Source organism: Nonomuraea sp. NPDC049784, from assembly GCF_040659615.1.
Taxonomy (GTDB): domain Bacteria; phylum Actinomycetota; class Actinomycetes; order Streptosporangiales; family Streptosporangiaceae; genus Nonomuraea.
Genome location: NZ_JBFAMX010001101.1, coordinates 1 through 1,923 on the forward strand (window position 1 = coordinate 1; position 1,923 = coordinate 1,923).

Annotated in this window: 1 protein-coding gene; it reads right to left on the reverse strand. The window is 67.3% G+C overall.

Annotation, left to right across the window (positions count from 1 at the left end; translation table 11 throughout):
• Window positions 1-21: 21 nt before the first annotated feature.
• The gene (locus tag AB0J09_RS63670) at window positions 22-1,752 is read right to left on the reverse strand and encodes an IS1182 family transposase (protein ID WP_360714085.1); all 1,731 of its coding nucleotides are present in this window, start codon (window positions 1,750-1,752) and stop codon (window positions 22-24) included.
• Window positions 1,753-1,923: the final 171 nt, after the last annotated feature.

The window sequence follows — 1,923 nt, forward strand, 5'->3', positions numbered from 1 at the left end:
GACCCTGCTGGTTAACTCATTTCAGGCGGTCAGGGCTGGTTCGAGTCGGGCCAGGTGACTGGTGCGTTTGCGCTGCAGAGGGCGGCCGTTCCACCAGGCGTCCAGGCGGATCAGGTTGACCGCGATCGCGGAGACGATGTGTTCGAGGTGGACTTTCTTGATGCCGCGGTAGCGGGCGCGGCGCAGGCCGGTGACGGTGACGGCTTGGTGGATGGTGGCTTCGATGCCGCACCGGAGGGCGTATCGGTCGTGCCAGGCGGGCGTGGTTTGTTCGGTGCGGGCGGCGTCGAGGGTTTCCTGGATCGCTCGTGGGTGCAGGGTGAGGTGGCGGCCGCTGTGCTGGGCGCTGGTGCATGAGGTCCGCACTGGGCAGGGGCGGCAGGTGTTGAGGGGGAAGGCGGCCACGATCATCGGGCGGTCTTTTTGTCGGCAGGGTGTCCAGGAAGTGCTGGTCTGTCCTTGCGGGCAGGTGACCTGCTTCTGGTCCCAGTCGATGGTGAAGGCGGTGCGGTCGTAGCCGTTGCGGGTGCGAGCCTGGAGGGAGTTGTCGGGCCGCAAGGGCGTGACCACCGTCATCTGGTGTTGCTCACGGGCGGCGACAACAAGTTCGGCAGAGGAGTACCCGGCGTCCAGGTAATGCTCGGCGGGCAGCAGGCCGCGCCGGGCCAGGTGCTGGTGGATGGTCTCGGTCATCGCCGTGTCGGGCACGGTGGCGTCGGTGGTGGCCACGTTCGTGATCAGATTCGGCGGTCTTGTGCCGAGGTTGGTGCCGAGGGCGGCGTCGAGGCCGGTGGTGCCGGTGCCATCGGCTCCATCGTGGGCATCGGCGCTGCGGTGGCAGGTTTCGGTGATGTGCATCTTGTAGCCGTTCCACAGCAGCTCGCTGCCTTTGGCCGCCCAACGGGTATCCAGGTCATACGGCGAGGCCAGCCGGTATCTGCCCGGCGGCAGGCCCTCGCCGCCCTGGTTGAGGTCCTGCCGCCGTCTGATCACCTGCCGTCCCCGCCGGTCCGTGGTGCGGACATAGTTTTGGATCAGCATGATGCGCAGCGTGTCGACTGCCGGCAGGTGGCGCAGCCAGGCCGGGGAGAACGGCGCATACACGGCTTCGACCAGGGCGTATCCATCAGCGCCGTAGGCCCGCGCGAGTTCTTCCTGCTTGGTCTTGGAGGTGGGCATCCGCCAGGAATCGACCCGCGGCTGATAGCGGTCGGCCCAACCGGGCACCTCCAGCACCTGTTGCACCCAGCCGGGCGCGGCCACCGCCAGCGCCTCCACTGCGGCCCGCACACATTCCCCGGCCAGCTCTACCCGGTTGACGTCCCGCACCGCAGAGATCACATGAGTGGAATCGGTACGCTGCCGGCCACCCGCCCCCAGCAGGCCTCGCTCCTGCAATGCCGCCAACAGCAGATCCAGCGGCGTCTCCTCCAACTCATGAGCGATCACCCGGGAACGGAACTCACTCAGCACACTGGCGTCAAACCCCGGGTCATCCAAGCTGAGGCCGAGCGCATACTTCCAGGTCAGATCAGTGGCGACCGCCTCGGCGGCCTGCCGGTCGGTAAGGTTGCCCACCCGCTGCAACACCGTGATCAACGCCAGGCGACCCGGTGACCAGCCCGGCCTGCCCTCCTTGCCGAAGGCTCCTGCGAACGCCTCATCGGCGAACACCTCGCCTAATTCATCACGCACCCGAACCGGCAACGGCACCTGCCTCTTGCCCCGGTAGATCGTCCGGATCGCCGCCACGACCTCCGGCGTCGGCTCCGGCCACGGCCTGGGCTGCATCGACACGGCTCCCTCTATCCATCCCGCAGCCAGGGCGGAGGCAACGGCTGCTCCCACGAACGTGATCAAGGACAGAAGCCATCAGATCACGAACCAGCCGACACCGCGCGAGTTAACCAGCAGGGTCCTGTA